Genomic DNA, 16,136 nt, shown 5'->3' with positions numbered 1-16,136 from the left:
ATCGCTCATGGCGCAGGCCACTCTTCGCCCGAACCGGAATGTCTGGCGAGCTGTGCGCGCGTCGCGGGCCGCCGTTCTGATCGACGGCGCGGCATTCTTCCGGGCGGTACGCGAAAGCATGATGCGCGCCCGGCGTTCCATTACCATTGTGGGCTGGGACATCGATAGCCGTACCCGTCTTGTCGGCGAGGATGGCTGTGCTGATGACGGCCTTCCGGAAACGCTCGCGGAATTTCTGTCGGAACTGGTGACGCGGCGGCAGGATCTCACCGTGCACCTGCTGCTCTGGGATTTTTCGGTGCTCTATGCACTCGAGCGGGAAATCTTTCCGGCGCTGGCGCTGAATTGGAATACGCCGGATCAGGTCCGGTTCTGCCTGGACAATTGCGCGCCGTTTGGCTGCTCCCAGCATCAGAAAATCGTCGTGGTCGATGATGCGGTCGCCTTTTCCGGCGGCCTCGATCTCACCATCCGGCGCTGGGACACGCCGGCGCATGATGTCATCCATCCAAACCGTATCGATCCTGCAGGAGAAGCCTACCGGCCGTTTCATGACGTGCAGGCAGTGGTGGCAGGCGAGGCGGCACAGGCACTGGCGGAACTGGCCCGCCATCGCTGGCACCAGGCCGATGGCGCGAGGCTGCCGCGCGTCGATGCCACCTGGGACTGCTGGCCCTCGAGTGTCAGACCTGACTTCACCGATATCGATATCGGCATCGCGCGTACGCGGCCGGGCTGCGATGGCGAGGCGGCGGTGCGTGAAGTCGAGACCCTGTTCCATGATTGCATTGCAGCGGCCGAGCGCGAACTCTATATCGAAAATCAGTTTCTCACCTCCGAGGACATCGCCCGCCATATCGCTCAGCGAATGAAGGAACGCCCATCCCTGGAGACTGTGATCGTCGCGCCCGATACGCCGGAATCATGGATAGAGGCGCGGACCATGCGCAACGGGCGCATTCGCTTTCGCAACATTCTGCAAGACGCCGGCGTCGCGCATCGCGTGCGGCTGGTCGCACCGGAAGTTTGCAAGGACGATGAGAGCGTCCCTGTCATGGTGCATTCCAAGGTGATGACGGTGGACCAACGGTTGCTTCGCATCGGCTCTGCAAATCTCAATAACCGTTCCATGGGGGCGGATTCGGAATGCGATCTGATCCTCGAAGCGAAATCGGAGAAGGACCGCAGCGCAGTCCTGCGAATTCGCAATACATTGCTGGGCGAGCATTGCGGGGCGTCGGCTGAAGCGGTGCAGGCCGCTCTGCGGAAAACCGGTTCGCTCCTCGCAGTCGCCGACCGGCTGTCTGAGCGCGGCCATCGCCTGCGTCCCATCGATGATGGAGAGCCGAACCCTGCGGAAATGGCGGCCTATATGGAAAGCCTTGCAGATCCTCGGCGGCCTTGGCCGCAGCGTTCGCTCTATTCCTGGACGCGGAACAGTCTGCGCCTTCTGGCCGTGTTGCCGGCGACCAAGTTCGTTGCTTTGGCAATTCTGTTATTGGGGCTTACCTTGCTTTGGTATTATTCGCCGTTGGCCGACTATGCGCGGCCCTCGGTCGTGCAGGCGGCTCTGGCAGAGGTGAGATCGAGCCTGTGGGCGCCGGCCTTCGCGCTGGGAGCGTTTCTGCTTGGCGGCCTGATTGCGTTTCCGCTCACCATCCTGATCGCCGCGACGACCGCCACCTTCGGACCCTGGTACGGACTGCTCTATGCCACGCTTGGCGCGATGCTGAGCGCGCTGATGATGTACGGCGTCGGTGCCTGGCTCGGACGCGAAGCCTTGGTGAATTTTCTCGGCGGGCGGCTGAACGAGATCCGCAAGCGTATCGTGAAGCAGGGCGTCGTCGCTGTCGCCGCTATTCGCCTGGTGCCGGTGGCGCCGTTCACCGTGGTGAATCTCGTGGCGGGAGCGAGCGGCATTGGTCTTCGCGAATATGTCGCCGGCACGTTGCTGGGGCTTGGGCCCGGACTGATCGCAATGGCGGCATTCGGACCGCAGATCATGCGCACCATTGTCTCGCCGAGCATCACACAGGTGGCATTGCTGGTCGCCGGATTGATCGCCTGGATCGCGTTGTCCTTTGGCATTCAGGCGGCCATCGCCAGATATCGGCCGGAAGCCTCGTGACTGAAATCCGGCGACGTGCTGTCCGCGTGATGACATGGAATATCCATGGCGCGCTCGGGCGCAATCCGCGCTACGATCTGGCGCGCGTCATCGAGTTGATCGCCCGCGCCGATCCCGATGTGATGGCGCTACAGGAGATAGATTCCCGCCACGGCCAAGATGCCTTCGCGCTGTTGCCGCAGCGGCTCGGCAAACACGGCGTCGGGGCGAAATCGATTGTCACGCAGGACGGCGACTACGGGCAGATGTTGATCAGCCGCTGGCCGTTCACCGATACGGAGATTTCCGACATCTCCTATGGAGAGTTCGAGCCGCGCCGCGCCATCCGCACCTGCATCATGACGCCGTTCGGACCCTTGCGGATCGTCGGCACGCATCTGGGCCTGAGCATCCGCGAGCGCCGCAGTCAGGCGCGGGCGCTGCTGAAGCTCATCGAAGGTGAGGGGCCTGTCGTCTTGCTCGGCGATTTCAATGACTGGTTTTGGCCGGGCTCAGTGCGCTCGGTTCTGCGCAGGGCGATGCCCGGCCGCTCGCGCCATCGCACCTTTCCGTCGTGGTGCCCGTTGCTGCGGCTGGACCGCATCTACTGCCGGCCGCGCCGCGCTTTGCTCAGGAGCTGGACGGATGGGCAGGCGCGCAGCCTTTCCGACCATCTGCCGGTGATCGGGGATGTCCTGATGCCCGTTCATCCTCCCGAAAACAGAAAACCCGGCTGAACAGCCGGGCTTCCCACTCAGTCGCATGCCGGGAGTACATCCGTCCTCGACCGCGCCTGATAATCTGTCATTTTTATGTAATAGCCATATGACAATCTGCAAGGGCTCTGTTTACGGACAGCAAGAACGGGCGGCCAGGAAAAAGGCCGCCCGTTGCGCTTACACCGGAGCGGACACTAGGCGTCGATTACCGCCACGATCTTGTAGGTGCTCGGTTCGATGATGATGATTTCGTCCTCCACCAGCACGAACCGGTATCCGCGCCAGGCCGGATAGATTTCAATGATTGACGCCGGCAGGGGATGCAGTTCGACCGTGCGCGGCACCACTGTCCCGACCGACACATTGAAGTTCACATTGGTTACGGGCCTCACGTTGACCTTCTTAATCGACGTGCTGATCTTTGTCCGCTGCTCGGCGGTCAGATTGGCGCCGGTCGCAGCCGCGCCTTGGCCCGTGGTGCTTTGATCCTTCGAACCCTGATCCTTGGCGCCTTGCGTCGCCTTGTCGTTCGACTTGCTGCCGGCTTTCGGCTCGGACTTCGGATCCCCGGATCTCATCCGCTGCTGATCGCGCGTCCCGGATTGACCCTTCGGGCTGTCCTGATCCATGCGCTGCGGGGAGCCTTGGCCGGTCGTGCTGGCGTTAGGCGCTCGCTGCTCCCTCTGCGCACCGCCTGACCCCGGTGCCATCTTTTCCGCCGGCGCGGATTGCTGCGCGCCCGGTGCAGGCGAAGGCGCTTCGCGCCCCATGCCTTGGGCCAGTGCAAATGTTCCACCGGCGATCAGCGCGATCGCGGAAGCGGACATCAGAAATGTCTTCTTCATCATGCGTTCCTCTCTGTAGTCCCGTTGCCTCGTGCGCCGACAAATCGGTCGCGACAGCAACGTTCCGTGCAAGGAACGGTTCCTGTGACGCCAGAATTATCTCTTTAACGGACGTTCATGTCGCAGGCGAAATCTGCAAGCAGCACACGGTTCTAAACGCAGTTCCAAGCAACACGCTCAGCACGACATGCACTCGTACGGAGCGGATGCATTCCGCCCCGTACCTATTGCGTCGTTTATCAATGGAACGCACTACTGCACATTCTTCTGACGATCCGGTGTTGGATCGTTTCGCTGCGGTTCTTTCTCCGGCGCCTTGGTGGCGGGAGCGGTCATGTCATTCTGCGAACCGCTGGCTGCCGGTGCGCCGGAGCCGGTGGTGCCCATCGGACCTTGCGGACCTGCATCGCGCGATGCGGCCGGGTTGTTGGGGTCTCTATCGCTCGAGGTTGGTGTGCCCGGCGATGCCGAAGGTCCCGGCTGACCCGGCGTAGGCGATGTCTCTTGCGCCACTGCGGTGCCGGCCATCAAGAGTGTCGCCGCCGCAAGTGTAAGAAGCCTGTTCATGTCGTCACCTTACCGATGTTGATTGAATCCCCTCGCTTGGAAAACGCAGGACCAGAGTCGATCGTTCCACTCGGAACCCTTGCATTGCTATGGAACATCAGCGAAGGCGAGGGCGGCTCAGCCGTCCTCGCCTCGGGGTCATGCACAAGGTCAGTCGATATTGTTCATCGGCCCGAACGGGCTGACAGTCAGATCGTTACGTTGCGGATCCCTTGCTCCCGGACTGAACAGAAACTCCGCCGCCGGTTCGCGGCTGCCCATGCCGGTCGTTTCGCGTTCGATAGTGGCCGGCCGCCTTGTGTTCGGTCGGTTTGGATTGGCCATGCTTGGCGGAGCCGTGAGATTTTGCTGGCTCTGCATCTGGGCGGAAGCCTGCCCGAATGCGGTTGCCGTGAGGCCAAACAGCAGGAAGGTGGTGATTGTTACAATTTTCATTGGGTTTACTCCGACATGAGAAACCCCCACCCGGCGCACAAACACCGGGCCGTTCCCGCCCATCCGGCAAGAGCCTGTCACGGTGCCGTGATGGATCGGTTTTCTTTCCCGCGGGGCCGCGCCATAGTTTCGCTAGGATTCGGAGGAGGCTTGCGTGGCTCGTATTGACACCACAATCGACAGGGATGCCCGCGATTTCCGCAGCAATGCAGGAGCGTGGAAACAGCTTGCCGAGGAACTGAAAAGCTGCCGCGCCGCCGCCGCCCTCGGTGGCAACGAGAAGGCGCGGGAACGGCATGTGGCACGCGGCAAGCTGTTGCCACGCGAGCGGGTGATGCGGCTGATCGATCCCGGCTCGCCGTTTCTGGAATTGTCGCCGCTCGCCGCATTCGGGCTCTATGAAGATGCCATCCACGGCGCCGGTGTGATCACCGGCATCGGCCGTGTCGAGGGCCGCGAATGCATGATCGTGGCCAACGACTCCACGATCAAGGGCGGCACCTATTACCCGATGACGGTGAAGAAGCATGTACGCGCGCAGGAGATCGCGCGCGAGAACCGCCTGCCATGCATCTATCTCGTCGATTCCGGCGGCGCCAATCTCCCGCATCAGACCGATGTGTTCCCTGACCGCGATCATTTCGGGCGCATCTTCTACAATCAGGCCAATCTGTCGGCGGCCGGCATCGCGCAAATTGCCGTCGTCATGGGCTCCTGCACCGCCGGCGGCGCCTATGTTCCGGCGATGTCGGACGAAAGCATCATCGTCAGGAACCAGGGCACGATCTTTCTCGGCGGCCCGCCTTTGGTGAAGGCGGCGACCGGGGAGGTGGTGTCGGCGGAGGATCTCGGCGGTGGCGACCTGCACGCGCGCAAGTCCGGCGTTGCCGATCATCTGGCGAATGACGACATGCACGCGCTGGCGCTGGCGCGCCGCATCGTCGGCAAACTGAATACGAAAAAGCCGAACGATGTCACGATTATTCCTGCACGCGAGCCGCTGCATGACGCGACGGAGCTGGAAGGCCTCGTTCCGGTCGACCTGAAGAAACAATACGACGTCCGCGAAATCATCGCGCGGCTGGTCGATGGCTCGGAATTCGACGAGTTCAAGAAGCTCTATGGCACAACCATCGTCACCGGCTTCGCGCATCTCTACGGCATGCCGGTCGGCATCATCGGCAATAACGGCATTCTTTATTCGGAGAGCGCGCTCAAGGCCGCGCATTTCGTCGAATTGTGCTGTCAGCGGAAAATTCCGTTGCTGTTCCTGCAGAACATCGTCGGCTTCATGGTCGGCCGCGACTACGAGGCCGGCGGCATCGCCAGGGATGGCGCCAAGATGGTGACGGCGGTCGCCACCGCCCGCGTGCCGAGAATCACTTTGATCGTCGGCGGCTCCTATGGTGCCGGCAATTACGGCATGTGTGGCCGTGCCTACGCGCCGCGCTTTCTGTTCACCTGGCCAAATGCGCGCATCTCGGTGATGGGCGGAGAACAGGCGGCCTCGGTGCTGGCGACCGTCAAGCGCGACAATATCGAGGCATCCGGAGGCACCTGGTCGGAGGTGGAAGAGGAGGAATTCAAGGCGCCGATCCGCGACCAGTACGAGCGCGAGGGCAATCCTTATTATGCCACCGCGCGGCTCTGGGACGACGGGATCATTCTGCCGAGCGAAACAAGGCGCGTCTTGGGGCTGGCGTTTTCCGCGACGCTGAATGCGCCGATCGAGGAAACGCGATTTGGTGTATTTAGGATGTGATAAAAGTAGTATAGCACGCTCAGACCGTGCACGCATTTTCGTTCGTTCTGCCGAAAATCCAGGGATGTGATGCAGAATGAAGGCTCCGCGCCGGCAACCAAGGCGCCTCGCAGCGAGGTTCTGGTCGATCTCGCCCTGCAGGGCGGCGGCGCCCATGGTGCGTTCACATGGGGCGTGCTGGATCGTCTGCTGGAAGAGCCTTGGCTGAAGATCGACGGCATATCCGGCACTTCCGCGGGCGCCATGAACGCCGCGGTGCTGACCGATGGATATTGCGAAGGCGGCGCCGAAGGCGCGCGCCGCGCGCTCGCGCGCTACTGGCGCAGCGTGTCGGAGGCGGCACAGTTCAGTCCCTTGCGCCGTACGCCGCTCGACATCATGCTCGGGCGCTGGACGCTCGACAACTCGCCTTTCTTCATCGCGATGGACATGATGTCGCGCGTGTTCTCGCCCTACGACTTCAATCCGGGCGGCACCAATCCTCTGCGCAATATCCTAGATAAGCTGATCGATTTCGATCGTCTCAAACGCGCGCCGATTAAGCTTTTCGTTAGCGCCACCAATGTCCGCACGGGTCGTGTGCGCGTGTTCCGAAACAATGAGGTCGCGCCCGATGTCCTGCTGGCATCGGCCTGCCTGCCGACGCTGTTCCAGGCGATCGAGATCGACGGCGAGAGCTACTGGGATGGCGGCTATTCCGGCAACCCGACGATGACGCCGCTGGTGCGCGAATGCGCTTCCAAGGACACGATCATCGTGCCGGTCAATCCGATCGAACGGCGGGGCACGCCCAGCAATGCCCGGGACATCCTTAATCGCCTCAACGAGATTTCATTCAACGCCGTGCTACTGAAGGAGCTGCGCATGATGGCTTTGTTGCGCCAGGCGGCCGATGCCGGCAACAGCGAAGGCGCTTTGTGGGCGCAAATGCGCATCCACGTCGTGCGCAACGACATCATGGACAAACTTGGCTATTCGTCGAAGCTGAACGCCGAATGGGACTTTGTCAGCATGCTGCACCAGGAAGGGCGGAAGGCGGCCGAAGCTTTTTTGCAGGCCGATGCAAAGAATATTGGCGTCAAATCATCGGTCGATCTTGATATATTGCTGGAACAGGTCTGATGCGCCAAGCCGTTTGTGTCTCGCTTCACTGTGCCTCACTGCTTATTTGACCGGCAGCGTGCGGGAATAGGCGAGGATATCGATCGCATCCTTGAACGGAAAACCGCGCAAATTGATCATCGCCGCGCCCGGATGCGCGTTGCGGATCTTGTGCAGAACCTCGTGCGGGAATTTGTTGGCCTCGGTGCCGATATAGCCCGGCTCCTGTGCGGTGCCCCAGTTGAGTGCACGCCCGTCGAAGCCGTGACAAGCCGCGCAGGTGGTCTGGAACAAGGCGGCGCCGCGCTTGGTGTCGCCTTTCACATTGCCGGTCCTGGGATCGATATGGCGGTCGGCATTGTCCTGGCCGCGGCTGACAAAGATGGCGACCCGCCGCAATTCCTCGTCATTGATCTGGTCCTGCGTGTAACCGTGTGGCGCGGCGCGCAACAGCGCCATGATACGGGTGATGTCGCGGCCGGCCGCCTTACGGATGCCTTTGATCCCGGTATAGCGCTCGCCGCTGCCGTAGATGCCATCCTTGCCGTTGTAATCCCAGCCGTGACATTCCACGCAACGCCAGCTCGTGGCGCCGCTGCGCTTCGCACTCTTGGGATACGCCGGATGCGTGGTCTCGGGTTTCTTGCGATCCAGGGCATCCCACCAGTTATCATAGATGCGTCCACCCGCTGCGCGCAGCCAGGTTTCGGTGGGACTGGTCGGCGCCCCGTGAATGTAGAGTTCGATGGTGTGCTGGTCGGCTATATCTTTCCTGGTTTCCTGAGCATGTGCCGTCATAAAGGACAGCAGGACGACGGCCGCAAGCAGGCGCGCGAATCTCGTGGATGTCATGGCTTGAAACCGTTTTGGCTTTGATCCGGCTGGGACAATAAATCATCAAAGCGAAAATTTGAATTTGTGTCTTTGCACAATGTCAAAGCAGGGCTTTTTCGTTCGACGAAAGCGATCAAAGGATTGCCCATTGCCCAAGAGACGAATTCGAAATACTCAGGATACGGCGCGTCCGAAATCCCGATAGCTACGCCACGACGACGCGATCAGCCCGGCCGCCGTCATCGCCCAGGCGGCCAGCGCGACCCATACCATTGTCGCCGACATCATCCGCAGCGCCGAGACGTCGGCTGCGAGCGACAGCCGCAGGCTGGCCAGCGCATACATGCCGAGCGGGAAGACGAGACTCCAGAACGTCGGCGTGTAGCGGACCCGCACCCGGCAGACGACGTGCTTCCAGATGCCGAATAGCAGCAGCAGCGGAATCCACCAGGTCGCCCAGGCCCACATGATCAGCGTCACGCCGTCGATAAATCCGCGCATGGTGAGGAGGAAGCGCACGCCGCTGTCGGTCAGGATCAGCGTGGACCCGGCATTGGTGCTGATCGCCGCCGCGCCCATCACCACCCAGAGCAGCGGCGTGATGTCGTCCGGCTCGATGTCGAAGAAGAAGATCCGGTGCGCGAACAGCGTGATGAAGATGCCGTAAAGCGCGAGACCGATCCCCCACAGCATGTGCAGGAGTACGAAGATCAACGGAGCGGACGGAAGCGCAGGCGCGATCTGCGTGCCGAGGACGACAAGAGATTGTGTGCCGACAATGGCGATCAGCCAGCCGCCGTGCACCACATTGGCGCCGTGCGCGGTGTTGAGAAAGGTGAGGACGCCGAAGCTGAGATAGATCAGAATGAACCACAAGGCGAAGGCGAACAGCCACATGACGAGTGCAACACCGGCAAAGCCGCGCAGCATTATCCCGACGCCGAGTACGTCGGTTGCGGCCACCATGGTGAAGAAGGAGAAGACGAGGCGGGGGTTGATCAGGTCGTTCCATACGGCGCGTGGCACGCGCAGGACGCGCAGGATCGTGACCGCCAAGAGCCAGGGATAAACCATCACGTTGATGGCGAAGAGAACGTCGGAGAATCCGTGCGCGTTCTCGAAATGAAGCGCGTTGGAGATGATCCCGGTTGCCATTACCAGGGCGAAGGAGCCGGGATAGAGCGTGTCGATTTCGTGCTTGAACCAGGCCCGCATGCCCGCCCGCATCTGCCGGCGCGCTGGAGGGATTGGAAACGCAGGCGGAAGGCGTTTGCGCATGGCCGGGAGGAGGTGTGTTCGAATCGGGCCACAGCCTAGCATTTCAAGGGCTTTGCCGCTGCGCCCTGCAGGGTCACGGCGCAACGCGGAAACAACCAAAAATCTTCATTGTGGCGCTCCCGACGCGGGCTTAGGCCACCACTCCGAGCAGCTGCTCTCATATGCAGCTCATGGAGGCCGATATGATTTTTCGTGCACCTGATGCTTTCTCGCGTGGCGTTTTCACTGTGTTGCTCATTGCAGGCGCCTTTGCCGTCTCCATGCCCGACACCGCCTTCGCCATCGATCCCGGCCTCGGCGTCGGGCGTGCGGGTCCAGGCGTGGTGCGGCGGGCGCCGGTGGCGCGTGCTGCGGCGGTGCCGGGTCCGGTGACGGTGCTGCCGGCGGGCTGCGTTGCCACAATCGTCAATGGCGTGCGCGTCTATCGCTGCGGCGCCGTGGTCTACAAGCCGGTCATCCAGGCCGGCCGTACCGTCTATGTCGTGGTGCCATAGCGAGGTGCTTTGTAAGTCTGGCGGATTGGGGCGCGCGATGACATCGCGTGCCCCAAACCTTATAAGCATGGCATGGCTGATACGCCGCCACGTCACAAGCTTGCCCTGATCGTCGGTGCCGGCGCAGGCCTGTCCGCGTCGCTGGCGCGCTTGTTCGCGAGGAACGGGCTTCGGGTCCTGCTGGCTTCGCGGACGACCGATGATCTCGCCGTACTGATCAAGGACACCGGTGCGGCCGTCTTCACCTGCGATGCTGCCAGCCGTGATGAAGTGGAGACCCTGTTCGAGGAGCTGGACGCGGAGCCGGCGCTCGGCGCCCCCGATGTCGTCGTCTACAATGCCGGCTATCGCACGCGCGGGGCGCTCATCGACCTTGACCCGGCGGATGTCGAAAAAGCGCTCGCCGTTTCGGCCTTTGGCGGCTTTCTGGTTGCGCAAGCTGCTGCGCGCCGCATGCTTCCGAAGAAGCACGGCGCGATCCTGTTCACCGGCGCCTCCGCCAGCGTGAAGGGTTATGCGCAATCGGCGCCGTTCGCGATGGGCAAGTTCGCCTTGCGTGGCCTCGCGCAAAGTCTGGCGCGCGAACTTGCGCCGCAGGGCATCCACGTCGCGCATGTTGTGATCGATGGCGGTATCCGCTCCGACCGGCGGCCGGAAGCGCCCGGCAATCCGGATTCCCTGCTTGATCCTGACGCCATCGCGCAGACGTACTGGCACCTGCTGCAGCAGCCGAGAAGCGCCTGGACCTGGGAAGTGGAATTGCGGCCCTGGGTGGAAAAATTCTGAGGGTTGCAGACGCGGTGATGGTCCCTAAATCTTGTAGAAGGACAATTCGGACAGGAGGCGCAGCATGTACCGTGTTTACAGCGGGCCAGCCGGCTCGCAGCCGATTAGCCCGATCGAGAAAAGCCGGCATCTGTTCAAGGAATTCACCGGCCTCGATGAGGCCATGAATTTCGCCCACCATCTAAAGACGACAGGCCGCGTTGTGCTTCTGGTCGAAGGCGACGATGGCACTCGGCTGGACCGCAAGGACTTGGCCCGCGCGCTGCATCGGCGCGGCAATGAACAGACCCACGGCGCATGGTGACCCTTTAGGCAGCTTGCATCGTCGCGCGGCCCGGCGCAGCCTTGGCCGTGGAGGTTTCCTGGACCATCGGCCAGTATGACGTGGTGGCTTTTGGTGGAGGCGCCGGAGGACACGGCGATGATCTCCTTCGGCCTGACCACCGGCTGCGGACGGAAACCTTGCGTGCGTTCACCCAGCCAGAGATTGACGCAATTCTGAGCAAGCTTGCCTGAGTGGCTCAGGTTTATCCGATCGCCTTCACGATCACCGGCGCGGCTGCAATGCGCCGGTAGAGCTGTGCGCGGCGGCGGATTGGCCACCAGTCATAGAGGTAGATCTCGATCGGCCGCCAGTTCGCCACCCAGCCGACCAGTATCAGGCTTTCCTCGATGATACGCGCCAGTGTGGCATTGGCAATGAATCGAGGCACCAGCTGGCTTGCGACCAGGCAGGCGGTGAGCACGGCTGCGCCAATGGTGAGCGCGCTCCGGCCCATGCGGAACAATTCGCGCAGTTCGCGCTCGGTTATGTCTGCGCGATAACGAAAATAATGCGCCAGCGCCTCGTCAATATTCCTGGCTTCGGGCCTGTTTGCTTCCGCCAGCGGTAAATGCACGGCAATGCGGAATGGCGCATGACGCGGCAATTCACGCACCCAGCCGACGATGAAATCCTCGACCTCACCGTCGATATCCTTTTCGAGGAAAGGAGAGGGATCGAAGGTGCTGAACATCTGGCTGATATTGCGCAGCCGGATCGCAATCTCGGCTGTGTCGCCGTTCAGTTCGGTTGAATCCGATTTCATCTGCTTATTCTGCACGCACCGCCGTCTGTCATCAAACTGAAATGCGAATGCCGTTAGGTCGACGGCACGTGGAATCGCGCGGTCGACGGAGCTTTTTTTGAGCGCCATACTGGATGTCAGTTCGAGCGAACGGTTGAAACAGGCGGTCGGCTGCAAGCCCGCCATGTCGCGGCGGGGGCTTTCGCTGGATCGGCTGCTCGAACATCTCTTTGCCTTCGTCTTCAAGGGACTGGTCTATCCGCAGGTCTGGGAAGATCCCGAGATCGACATGGAAGCGCTGGCGATCACGCCCCAATGCCACGTCGTTGCGATCGCGTCCGGCGGCTGCAATATTCTCTCCTACCTCACGGCCGATCCCGCGTATGTTACAGCGCTCGATCTCAACACCGCCCATGTCGCGCTCAATCGTCTGAAGATCACGGCAGCGCGGTCGCTGCCGTCCTGGGACGAGTTCTTTCGGTTCTTCGACGCAGCCGACGAAGATCGCAACGTTGATCTCTACCGCCAGTTCATCCGCGCGCGGCTCGATCCGGCGACGCGCGATTACTGGGATGGACGCCGCTATGGCGGGTTCGGTCGCCGGCGCATTTCGATGTTTTCAAACAACGTCTATTGCTACGGCCTTCTCGGTCGCTGTATCGGGCTTGGTCATTTCGTTGCCCGCGCCTATGGCGTGGAGCCAGGCGAGTTTCTCGAATCGCGCTCGCTGTATCAGCAGCGGCGTTTCTTCGAAACGAGGCTGGCGCCGATCTTCGAGCGCCGGTTCATGAAATGGGCGCTGTCGCGGCGGATATCGCTGTTCGGGCTCGGTATTCCGCCGGCACAGTATGCCTCGCTGGCGGCGGCCGGCGGCGGCGATATGAACGCCGTGGTGCGCGAGCGGCTACGCCGGCTGACCTGCGATTTCGCCCTGGAGCACAATTACTTTGCCTGGCAGGCCTTCGGCCGTTCCTATGGTGAGGGACCGGTGCCGTCGTATCTGCGGTATGAGCATTTCGATCTGGTGCGGGCGCGGGCCGGGCGGGTCGAGGTACTGAACCGCTCGTTCACCGAATATCTGCAGGGCCGGCCGGACGTATCGCTCGACCGCTATGTCCTGCTCGATGCGCAGGACTGGATGACCGGCGAGCAGCTCAACGCCTTGTGGCACGAAATCACCCGGACCGCGCGGTCGGGCGCGCGTGTCATCTTCCGCACCGCAGATATTCCGTCGCTGTTGCCGGACCGCGTCGACAATGCGGTGCTGTCGCGCTGGAGCTATCAGGCGGAGGCGTCGCAGGATTTCACCCTGCGTGATCGTTCTGCGATCTATGGCGGCTTCCATCTCTATATTTTCGCCGGATGAAGGCATGAACGGAAGCTTCGCAGCTGCCGGCGCGATGGACCGGATGTACCGTCATCAGCGTCACGTCTATGACGCCACCCGCAAATATTATCTGCTCGGCCGCGATCTTCTCATCGACCGGCTGCGTCCGAAGCCGGGCGATTGCGTTCTGGAAATCGGTTGCGGCACCGGACGCAATCTGATCCGCGCGGCGCGGCAATATCCGCAGGCGCGCTTCTATGGCATCGATATTTCGAACGAGATGCTGGCGACTGCGCGCGAGCAGATCGGGCGCGCCGGACTGTCATCGCGTATTCAGATCGCACAGGCCGATGCCACGTCTTTCGATACCGGGATGCTGTTTGGGATCGCGCTGTTCCAGCGCGCCTTCATGTCGTACACGCTGTCGATGATTCCGCGGTGGCGGACGGTGCTGGAACAGGCGACGGCATCCCTCGATGCCTCCGGGCAAATGCTGGTTGTGGATTTCGGCGGACAGGAAAGGTTGCCGGCCTGGTTCCGGTGGCGCAATGGCTTGCACTTTTCCATGTGACGCCGCGAGCCGAACTGGAGCTCGAGCTTACCGTTCTGGCCGATCGCAAGGATGCGTCACTGACCATGGAGCAGCCTTATCGCGGCTATGCGCAATTTGCGAAATTGACGATGCCCGGCTGAGACCGGTCAGAATTCGACGATCATGCCGTCTTCGGCGATGTCCAGATCGACTTTGTCGCGCTGACTCAGCATGTCTTCGCTCAGATGCGTGAGCATGACGCGCTTGGCGTTGATCGCCGCGAGATGCTGCCGCAGCACCGACAACGACATATGCGACTTGCGCGGCTTTTCGAACGTGTAACATTCGCAGACAAACAGGTCAGCGCCCTGCGCCGCGTTGATCAACGTATCGGTCCATTCGGTGTCGCCGGAATAGCAGATCACTTTTCCTTCGATGTCGATGCGGTAGGCGAGGCAGGGACCAGCCCGGTCATCGTGCACAACGTGGAACGGCGTCACCCGCATGTCGGGAAACACATTGTCCTTCCCGATCTCGACCTCGCGCAGCGCCAGCGGAAACGGCAATTGCCGTTCGCCCGGAAAGGCCGTCGACATTGCGCGCTCGAACCATCCCGGCAGGCCGGGAGGACCGGCAATCAGCAGCGGTTTCGTCCGCTTGATGTTGAATTGCATGTCAAGAATGAAAAACGGAACGCCGCCGAAATGATCGGCATGGAAGTGCGTAATGAGGAGGGTGTCGATGGCGCCGCGGTCGAAGCCCGCCTTTTTCATGGCGACCAGCGAGGACGCGCCGCAATCGATGAGCAGATTGCTGTGCTGCCCGGTGAGATGCAGGCAGGTGTTGAAGCGCCCGCCCGATCCGAAGGCGTCTCCCGACCCGATGAATTGCAGCCGCATCGATTCCTTCTTTCTGTTCGGTTAACCCTTGTCCGGGAGGCGGATAGCTACCATATCGGCAGCCGGGCGCTCCCGATTTGACGGATTCCAGGTTTCATCGTAAGGGTGCCCCGCAACGAGATTTTAGCTGCCTTGCTATGCTGCCGATTTTTGGGCTGCTTCAAGTCATCTCCAAAAACTCGGATGTTTCACCTGCCGCCCGGCGGTTCCGTGCGGTGACTGCATAGCTGAAGGAGAGGCCACGATGGCCGTCGGTAAAGTCAAGTTCTTCAACACCCAAAAGGGTTTCGGTTTCATCCAGCCGGATGACGGTTCGCGCGATGTGTTCGTGCACATCAGCGCCGTCGAGCGCGCCGGTCTGGGCACGCTTAACGAAGGTGACAAGGTGTCCTACGAGCTCGTCACCGAGCGTGGAAAGCAGGCAGCCAGCAATCTCGCCCGCGCCTGATCCCTGATTCTGCAATGTCGAAACGCCCGGCGCTGCCCAGCGCCGGGCGTTTTGATTCGGCAGCGGAGCATCTGCTGTTTGCAGGAGGCCGCACGCTCACGGTGGAGGCGGCGGCGCAAAACGGTAATTCAGGGCAAAGCGGAGAATATTATCGGTGACGCTGGAATTTACCGTGAAATTGGCGTCGCTGTAATTCACGTTCCCCAGATCGATATAGAGATATTCGATCCGCCAGGTCCAGTTGCTCCACGTTGTCTGTCCTTCAACGCCGGCGCCAATCGTCCAGCCGACTTTGGTTTTTGTGTAAGCGAACGAGCGTTGGAAGACGGCATCGATGTCCCCGTCCTGACCTTCGTCAACCGAGATCGTGTCATTGCCAGAGATCTTGACCTCGCCGTAAGCCAATCCTCCGGTGAGATAGCCGAACAAACCGGAGAAATCCTGACCAATGCGGCCGCGAAGCGTTCCGAACCAACTTAGCTTGGCAGTTATAGCGGTGCTGCTGATTGCATCACAGGTGCTGGAGCAGTCGATGTCGAAGAAGAACCGTGTGCGCTGGTCCGTGTCCTTCTGGCCGGACGCCTGCAGATCCGTTTCAATTCCGAAGACCCATGTTCCCGATTGCCAGTTTTGGCCAAGCTGACCGCCGCCGATGACGCCATCCGGTTTCAGCCGAAACGTGTCTCCTGGAACCACGAAGGTGTCGAAAACCCCCGGAACGGCAGGCACAGTAAATGGACTGAGGTCACTGGTGACCTTGCCGCCCCAACTATAGCCGATATTGCCTCCAACATAGAAGCCGCTCCAATCAGCAGCGTGGCTTTGGGCTGCGCCGGCGAGCGTCAGGGCGGTGCTGGCTAGAATTGCAAGTCGCGCGTGGCGCATGAAAAGGCCCCATCAAAGTCTTTTAGGAATATGCGACAACTGATCAGGGA

General features: G+C 61.4%; 19 protein-coding genes. 11 read left to right on the top strand and 8 right to left on the bottom strand.

The annotated features are described in order from the left end of the window. Window positions 1-7 precede the first annotated feature (7 nt). On the top strand, window positions 8-2,128 hold the full coding sequence (locus tag RO009_18095) for a VTT domain-containing protein (GenBank protein MDT3686947.1): 2,121 nt from the start codon (window positions 8-10) through the stop codon (window positions 2,126-2,128). Beyond that, on the top strand, window positions 2,125-2,844 hold the full coding sequence (locus RO009_18090) for an endonuclease/exonuclease/phosphatase family protein (GenBank protein ID MDT3686946.1): 720 nt from the start codon (window positions 2,125-2,127) through the stop codon (window positions 2,842-2,844). Before RO009_18095 ends, RO009_18090 begins: the two co-directional genes overlap by 4 nt. Window positions 2,845-3,020: 176 nt before the next feature. On the opposite strand, the gene RO009_18085 is transcribed toward RO009_18090, so the two are convergent. The 3 genes from RO009_18085 to RO009_18075 form a co-directional block, all read right to left on the bottom strand. After that, window positions 3,021-3,674 carry a DUF1236 domain-containing protein gene (locus tag RO009_18085; GenBank protein MDT3686945.1) on the bottom strand — a complete coding sequence of 218 codons (654 nt, stop codon included), beginning with the start codon at window positions 3,672-3,674 and terminating at the stop codon, window positions 3,021-3,023. A 249-nt stretch (window positions 3,675-3,923) separates the two neighbouring features. Continuing rightward, on the bottom strand, window positions 3,924-4,238 hold the full coding sequence (locus tag RO009_18080; protein ID MDT3686944.1) for a hypothetical protein: 315 nt from the start codon (window positions 4,236-4,238) through the stop codon (window positions 3,924-3,926). 150 nt (window positions 4,239-4,388) lie between these two features. Continuing rightward, window positions 4,389-4,736, bottom strand: a complete 348-nt coding sequence (locus tag RO009_18075) for a hypothetical protein (GenBank protein ID MDT3686943.1) — start codon at window positions 4,734-4,736, stop codon at window positions 4,389-4,391. 91 nt (window positions 4,737-4,827) lie between these two features. Between RO009_18075 and RO009_18070 the strand changes: the two genes are divergently transcribed. Next, window positions 4,828-6,435, top strand: a complete 1,608-nt coding sequence (locus tag RO009_18070) for a carboxyl transferase domain-containing protein (protein ID MDT3686942.1) — start codon at window positions 4,828-4,830, stop codon at window positions 6,433-6,435. Window positions 6,436-6,504: 69 nt separating this feature from the next. Continuing rightward, window positions 6,505-7,557: a patatin-like phospholipase family protein gene (locus RO009_18065; protein MDT3686941.1), complete on the top strand. Its 1,053-nt coding sequence runs from the start codon at window positions 6,505-6,507 to the stop codon at window positions 7,555-7,557. 42 nt (window positions 7,558-7,599) lie between these two features. Here RO009_18065 and RO009_18060 read toward each other — a convergent pair whose 3' ends face one another. Next, complete coding sequence (locus tag RO009_18060; GenBank protein MDT3686940.1) at window positions 7,600-8,388, bottom strand: cytochrome c; 789 nt, start codon at window positions 8,386-8,388, stop codon at window positions 7,600-7,602. A 156-nt stretch (window positions 8,389-8,544) separates the two neighbouring features. Next, window positions 8,545-9,585, bottom strand: a complete 1,041-nt coding sequence (locus RO009_18055) for a tellurite resistance/C4-dicarboxylate transporter family protein (protein ID MDT3686939.1) — start codon at window positions 9,583-9,585, stop codon at window positions 8,545-8,547. A gap of 245 nt (window positions 9,586-9,830) precedes the next feature. Between RO009_18055 and RO009_18050 the strand changes: the two genes are divergently transcribed. The 3 genes from RO009_18050 to RO009_18040 all read left to right on the top strand — a co-directional run bounded on the left by RO009_18050 (window position 9,831) and on the right by RO009_18040 (window position 11,232). Continuing rightward, entirely contained in the window at window positions 9,831-10,142 is a 312-nt protein-coding gene (locus tag RO009_18050; GenBank protein ID MDT3686938.1) for a hypothetical protein, read from the top strand. Window positions 10,143-10,214: 72 nt separating this feature from the next. Further along, a complete protein-coding gene (locus RO009_18045; protein MDT3686937.1) occupies window positions 10,215-10,928 on the top strand; it encodes an SDR family NAD(P)-dependent oxidoreductase in 714 nt (237 codons plus the stop codon). 64 nt (window positions 10,929-10,992) lie between these two features. Then, on the top strand, window positions 10,993-11,232 hold the full coding sequence (locus RO009_18040) for a hypothetical protein (GenBank protein MDT3686936.1): 240 nt from the start codon (window positions 10,993-10,995) through the stop codon (window positions 11,230-11,232). Window positions 11,233-11,455: 223 nt separating this feature from the next. Here RO009_18040 and RO009_18035 read toward each other — a convergent pair whose 3' ends face one another. Then, window positions 11,456-12,016: a hypothetical protein gene (locus tag RO009_18035; GenBank protein ID MDT3686935.1), complete on the bottom strand. Its 561-nt coding sequence runs from the start codon at window positions 12,014-12,016 to the stop codon at window positions 11,456-11,458. A gap of 97 nt (window positions 12,017-12,113) precedes the next feature. On the opposite strand from RO009_18035, the gene RO009_18030 reads away from it, so the two are divergent. Genes RO009_18030 through RO009_18020 form a run of 3 tightly spaced genes read left to right on the top strand, consistent with a single transcriptional unit; the run spans window position 12,114 to window position 14,015 of the window. Further along, window positions 12,114-13,361: a DUF3419 family protein gene (locus RO009_18030; protein MDT3686934.1), complete on the top strand. Its 1,248-nt coding sequence runs from the start codon at window positions 12,114-12,116 to the stop codon at window positions 13,359-13,361. Between the two features lie 4 nt (window positions 13,362-13,365). Then, window positions 13,366-13,893, top strand: coding sequence for a class I SAM-dependent methyltransferase (locus RO009_18025; GenBank protein ID MDT3686933.1), 528 nt, complete (start codon window positions 13,366-13,368; stop codon window positions 13,891-13,893). Then, window positions 13,890-14,015 (top strand): hypothetical protein, encoded by a 126-nt coding sequence (locus RO009_18020; GenBank protein ID MDT3686932.1) that lies wholly within the window; start codon window positions 13,890-13,892, stop codon window positions 14,013-14,015. Before RO009_18025 ends, RO009_18020 begins: the two co-directional genes overlap by 4 nt. 6 nt (window positions 14,016-14,021) lie before the next feature. Here RO009_18020 and RO009_18015 read toward each other — a convergent pair whose 3' ends face one another. Further along, window positions 14,022-14,753: an MBL fold metallo-hydrolase gene (locus RO009_18015; protein ID MDT3686931.1), complete on the bottom strand. Its 732-nt coding sequence runs from the start codon at window positions 14,751-14,753 to the stop codon at window positions 14,022-14,024. Between the two features lie 244 nt (window positions 14,754-14,997). On the opposite strand from RO009_18015, the gene RO009_18010 reads away from it, so the two are divergent. Then, window positions 14,998-15,201: a cold-shock protein gene (locus tag RO009_18010; protein MDT3686930.1), complete on the top strand. Its 204-nt coding sequence runs from the start codon at window positions 14,998-15,000 to the stop codon at window positions 15,199-15,201. 96 nt (window positions 15,202-15,297) lie between these two features. Here the strand turns inward: RO009_18010 and RO009_18005 are convergent, their stop codons facing one another. After that, window positions 15,298-16,086 (bottom strand): porin family protein, encoded by a 789-nt coding sequence (locus RO009_18005; protein MDT3686929.1) that lies wholly within the window; start codon window positions 16,084-16,086, stop codon window positions 15,298-15,300. Window positions 16,087-16,136 lie beyond the last annotated feature (50 nt).

The sequence above is a fragment of the Pseudorhodoplanes sp. genome (genome assembly GCA_032027085.1).
GTDB lineage: Bacteria > Pseudomonadota > Alphaproteobacteria > Rhizobiales > Xanthobacteraceae > Pseudorhodoplanes.
The sequence above is the reverse complement of the archived record's forward strand: the minus strand, read 5'-3'. Positions and strand labels throughout refer to the sequence as shown.